This is a genomic window from Bacteroidota bacterium (assembly GCA_030706565.1).
GTDB lineage: Bacteria > Bacteroidota > Bacteroidia > Bacteroidales > JAUZOH01 > JAUZOH01.
The window spans coordinates 1-5,517 of the sequence record JAUZOH010000261.1; the positions used below are offsets into that span (position 1 = coordinate 1).

Sequence of the window (5,517 nt, forward strand, 5' to 3'; positions counted from 1 at the left end):
CCAAGGAAAATATAAGGCCGAAATCATTGCCGATGGTGTTAATGCCAATCGCCTGGGTACTGATTATTCACATTCCCAAAACGAATTGACCCAAAAATCCCAATTCAAACTTAATCTGGCTCAGGGTGGGGGCGAAGTTGTCAGAATTTATCCCGAATAATGGATATTTGAAAGGCTTAGTTCTATTTGCAGCTAAGCCTTTCCTTTATATTTTCCGGATTTTTTATAATTTTTTGAGAATGGTCCGATTTTTAAGTTATTTTGCATAAAAAATTATGTGAATGTCTGCTGTTAAAAAAATATTAAGGGGGTTTTTCCGCATTTTCAGAAATAAGTATACGCTTACTTTGTTCGTCTTTTTTATTTGGATGGTATTTTTTGATAATAATAACCTGATTGACCAGGTTAGTAATATCTATCAACTCAGGCAACTTAAAAAGGACAAAGAATATTACCTGGAGAAGATAAAGGATGATAAGCGGAAACTTAATGAATTACAAACCAATAACGAGAATCTGGAGAAATTTGCCCGTGAACAATACCTGATGAAAAAAGACAGTGAAGATGTTTTTATTCTTGTCAAAAAAGGCGAAGAAGACCAGTTTAATAAATAGTTTTCAAATAGAAATTCGCAGTATAACCCAAATCAGTTTCGAATAAATTTCAATTATTTTAAGGAATGTTTTATGATTTGGGATCTCAGATCTAATTAGTGTAAAGATTCTTCGCTATGCTCGGAATGAGATGAAGCGAAAGATCTTTAAGTTATATCGGAATTTTAAGGTTTACCAGTTTATAGGTTCACCAGTAAAACACTGAGAATAAAACCTGTTAGGTTTGGAAAACCGAAATGGCTTTTCATTCTCCTAAATTTCGGTTTTCATTGCTGTCAGCTTAAACTTTCACAATCCTTGATTTTTTAATTTATTGCCATCAATCTCCGTTTTTATGGCCTTTATTTTTGTCTTTCATTGCCGTCAGCTTCAGCTGACGGATTCTGATGATATATTGATATTTCTTGGGCTTTAGCCCAAATTCAGCATCTTAGAATTATACCCAATATTTGGTTGAAGCCAACGGCAATGACGAAGATGATTTCCTGTTTTTAAATGCAACACACGGGGGGGTACTGGTGCCCCCTGATTTACGATATCATCATAGATTTAAGAATATTAAAAAAGCCCAAAGATTTAATCTTTGGGCTTTTTAGTATTTTATATTGACTGTCAGTAAGTCATTCTTATTTTTCCTTAGATATGTCGAACGCAGCAGTCGGGAAAAATTCCCAGATGTCTTCCAAAAATGAAGAACTAGAAGAACCTCCGGTTGTTCCGGTAGCTACAAAACCTCTGTTGTTAATTGAAAAACCGACTGCCCAATATCTTCCGCTTCCTTCAATGGGGGTCATCTTGTTCCAAAGATCTTCTTTGGGATCATATTCCCAGGTTTCTTGTAAATAAGAGCCATGTAAGCCGGTTGAAACGTATGCTTTACCATTCATAACAAAAGAAACGCCATACTCTCTGACAATATTGGTATAATCGTCGTCATAAGTTTCTTCTTCATTGGTGTTTGCAATATCCCGTTTCGGGGTCCAATTTGAAGTTGTCGGATCATATTGCCAGAAATCATAAACGTATGTCCCGTCTGAACCCTGACCACCGCATATATATGCTTTGTTGTTTATGACAAAGGCCATAGCACCACGTCTTTTAGATCCGCCATAACTGGCTTTTGAAGTCCATGTGTCATTTGCAGGATCATATTGCCAAAAATCCTTCAGATAAGAACCATCCCAACCTGAAGAAACATAACCTGCGTTTCCAATTGAAAAACCCACTGCATCGCAACGGGCACTACCCGGGAAATTTTTCAACTGTGTCCAAGTGTCATTGGCGGGATCATATCTCCAAAAATCATTCAAATAATTATTTCCATCAGTACCTAACCCTACATATCCGTAATTCCCAACACTAAAAGCTATACCGCTGTGTCTGGGAGTACCGGGAAATTCCTTTTTTCTGGTCCACGATCCCATTCCGTCATTGGCTACAGGATCAAATTCATAAACCACCTTAATTGTATCAATTCCGTCAGGAGCCCAATTGTGTCCGCTAACTAAATAAGCCTTACCGTTGATGGTAAAAACCATAGATCCACATCTGGCAACACCGTCCAAGTCCGATCTTTTTTTCCAATCTCCTAAAACTGTGTCACTGCTGCTACTGCAGGAATAAAATGAAACGACAGCAAGACAGGCAAATACTAAAAAAATAAAAACTTTTTTCATTCGTTTTTCAATTTATTTAAAAAAGCTGGATGTTTTTATTGTTGCTCATTCCATTTTCTTTTGCTGAAAATTATCGGTTTGATCTTGATTCCCTTTTTATTGAACATCCTGCCTTTAGGGTTACAAATTGTTCTTTACATGTAAATTATTTAGATTGCAATTTTCATCAAAAAAAGTGATATTTGCAAAAAATATTCACTCTTTACATCAAAAATACTTATCTGCTGCAATAAAACAACTCTTTATAGTATTTTATTGTGCACAAAAAATAAAAATTCACCAGATATGATATTGATGTGCTTAAAAGTCAAATATATATAGTGAAAATAAATTCTACATTAATTAGTAAAATTGACATTTAGAAAATGAGTATGTTTGTTAAACTAAAATAAGAATGGAATGAATTTGCGGATCCCTTGCTGATGAACTTTTAAGAATGCATAGATGGGGATGATTTTTATTTTTTATTTTGGTGTTAAACAAGAAAATTAATTTATAGCCGTTATTGAAATTAAGTTTTGAATATTTTTAGGGCTGGTGTTTTTGAATTTTATAAGGCTTATGGGTGGGGATTCAAAATATTGTATTAATTTTCCACCCTTTTTTGAATAGATTTTATTTCAAATAAATATCTGAATGAGAAAATTATTTTTATTTGCAATAGTTTTAATGTCTGTCTTTTTTTCCTGTACAAAAAATGATGGAAGTACCCTGGGTTCTGATTTCGTTGATTCTCATTCCCGTTTGATTCTGGTCGATACGGTAACGGTAGCTACCTCAACTGTAAAATACGATTCAATTGCTACATCGGGAAAGAATGTCGCTCTGGTTGGCCAATATAGGGACGGTGATTTGGGCCTGGTTTCTTCAAAGTCTTATATGGAATTTGGCATGCCGACTTTTTCAGCTATCAGTAACAATGCAACAGTTGACTCCGTGAAATTAATATTAGGTTACAATAAATATTATTATGGGGATACCACCGCTGTACAAAATATTTACGTGAACCGCCTGACCTCATATATTTCCGGTAAAATTTATGAAGGCTCTTTGTTTAATGTAACTCATATAAATTCTGCAGATACTCCTCTGGGTTATCTGCAATATACCCCAAGGCCTAAATCCAGAAAAAAGATACAGATCCCTCTTGATAAATCTTTGGGTATTGATTTTTTGAATAAGATGAGAGGGGGGGCAGATGAATTTTCAAGTGCAAGTTTATTCCTTCAATATTTTAAGGGCTTAGTCGTTTATGCAGGGCAAAATGATAATTCGGCCATTGTCGGATTTAATGCCTCTGATACCAGTACTTATATCCGTCTTTTTTATCATATCAACGGAACTTTAAATAGTGATACCTATTATGATTTTCAATTGACGAATACCAACGAACAATTCAATCAGATCAGTTCGGACAGGTCTGGTACGGCCCTGGCTAATTTGGGAAATGGTTTGCTTCATAAACTTGATGCCCAATCAACCAATCAAATAACTTATGCCCAAGCCGGTGTTGGCCTGGCAACGAGAATCGAGTTCCCTTATCTTACTGAAATACCCAAACTGGGGAATTATGGGACTATACTCAAGGCAACTTTATACATCAAACCTTTACGGTCGTCTTATGTTCATAATGTTTCCCTGCCTTCTCAACTAAATCTTTATTCAACAGTCAGCAATAACCAGCTGGAAAGTGCAATTCAGAATACTTCTGGGAATAATGCAACGGGAAATCTTGTCCTGGATTATCTGCATAAAGAAAATACCCAATATACGTTCGACATCACTTCATATTTGAAGGCAAAAATTAACGCTTCCTATACTCAGAATCTTGCCTTGATTTTAATGCCTGCCAATTATTATTCCACTTTAGACAGGTTAATTATCGGTGGTCAAAAAAATAAAGATGTGGATTATCAAATTGGCGTGAAAATTTATTACATGGTTTATGATGAATAATCTTAAAAAAATACAATTAGTTTGCTGCTTGGTTCTTGCAATCTGTAGTTCGACATTTTGTTCACTTTCAGCCCAGAATCTTACCAATTCGCCCTATTCTATGTTCGGAATAGGAGAAATTGAATCTGAAGATATGGGATGGAACAGTGGAATGGGCAGTACGGGAATTGGTATAAGTTCAAGCAATTTTTTGAACCGGATAAATCCTGCTTCTTATAATGCCATTGATACTTTGTCTTTTATTTATGAGTTTGCCCTGAATGCCAGACTTTCGAAATTCGAATCGGCCTCTTCGAGCCAGCATGAAAACAGGATCAATTTTAAAAAGTTAGATATGGGTTTTAAAGTAAAACCTTTCTGGTCTATGGCTTTGGGAATTGTACCATTCAGCAGCGTAGGTTATAAAGTAAACATGCAAAAGGGAGTTGAAGGATCACCTTACGAGAATTTTACCGATAATATCCAGGGTGATGGAGGAATAACCAGGGTCTATTGGGGGAATTCCATCAATCTTACAAAACATTTTTCTGTAGGAGTTAATTCATCCTTTTTGTTCGGATCTCTTTCCCAAACAGAAACCCTTCAGGCTGGTGAATTTACCAATGAGGTGTATGCGGTAAATAATACAACCCTAAAAAATTTATATTTCGAATTCGGTATGCAATATTCAAATCGTTTGAATTCTCATTTGGATTATACTTTAGGTGCCGTATATGCAAACCGTACCAAATTGAATAAGTACAGCACTGTAAATGTTACGACTTCCAGTACTGTGGTTTTGCTTGATGAAACCACCTATAAGGGAAGTTTTACATTGCCTGAATATTATGGCGCCGGGCTTTCCCTTACACTTAATAAAAAGCTTACTGCAGCTGCAGATTATCGCTTTCAGAAATGGTCGTCTGTTAAATCTGAAAATGGCCTTGCTTCTTATGTGGATAGCCACAGATTGTCTGTTGGATTACAGTATATCCCGTCAAACCGGCTTCCTAAAAATTATTTTGAAAGAATTTATTATCAGGCCGGGGCATCTGTGGAGAAAACATATTTATGCCTGAATGGCCAACAGCAAAACAATTATAGCCTGAGCGCAGGTTTGTGCTTTCCACTTCGTTTCCAGAAGTCTTATTTGCATATTGGCGTTCAAGAGGGACAAAAAGGCAATGTTTCCAATATCCTATTCCGGGAGAATTATACCCTGGTCACCTTTGGTATTGTGATGCATGATTTCTGGTTTATTAAATCCAAGTTTGATTAATTCTGAATGATCA

General features: G+C 35.9%; 4 protein-coding genes. 3 read left to right on the forward strand and 1 reads right to left on the reverse strand.

Features of this window, described 5'->3' with window-relative positions:
- The first annotated feature begins 281 nt into the window (after positions 1-281).
- Positions 282-614, forward strand: coding sequence for a hypothetical protein (locus tag Q8907_12100; GenBank protein ID MDP4275012.1), 333 nt, complete (start codon positions 282-284; stop codon positions 612-614).
- Positions 615-1,240: 626 nt separating this feature from the next.
- Here the strand turns inward: Q8907_12100 and Q8907_12105 are convergent.
- Positions 1,241-2,290, reverse strand: coding sequence for a kelch repeat-containing protein (locus tag Q8907_12105; GenBank protein ID MDP4275013.1), 1,050 nt, complete (start codon positions 2,288-2,290; stop codon positions 1,241-1,243).
- A gap of 636 nt (positions 2,291-2,926) precedes the next feature.
- On the opposite strand from Q8907_12105, the gene Q8907_12110 reads away from it, so the two are divergent.
- The gene (locus Q8907_12110) at positions 2,927-4,246 is read left to right on the forward strand and encodes a DUF4270 family protein (protein ID MDP4275014.1); all 1,320 of its coding nucleotides are present in this window, start codon (positions 2,927-2,929) and stop codon (positions 4,244-4,246) included.
- On the forward strand, positions 4,236-5,504 hold the full coding sequence (locus tag Q8907_12115) for a hypothetical protein (GenBank protein MDP4275015.1): 1,269 nt from the start codon (positions 4,236-4,238) through the stop codon (positions 5,502-5,504). The genes Q8907_12110 and Q8907_12115 overlap by 11 nt, the downstream gene beginning before the upstream one ends.
- Positions 5,505-5,517 lie beyond the last annotated feature (13 nt).

Excerpts from the sequence above, each read along its gene's own strand:
- Q8907_12100 (MDP4275012.1), top strand. The coding sequence starts at position 282 with ATGTCTGCTGTTAAAAAAATATTAAGGGGGTTTTTCCGCATTTTCAGA.
- Q8907_12105 (MDP4275013.1), bottom strand. The coding sequence starts at position 2,290 with ATGAAAAAAGTTTTTATTTTTTTAGTATTTGCCTGTCTTGCTGTCGTT.
- Q8907_12110 (MDP4275014.1), top strand. The coding sequence starts at position 2,927 with ATGAGAAAATTATTTTTATTTGCAATAGTTTTAATGTCTGTCTTTTTT.
- Q8907_12115 (MDP4275015.1), top strand. The coding sequence starts at position 4,236 with ATGATGAATAATCTTAAAAAAATACAATTAGTTTGCTGCTTGGTTCTT.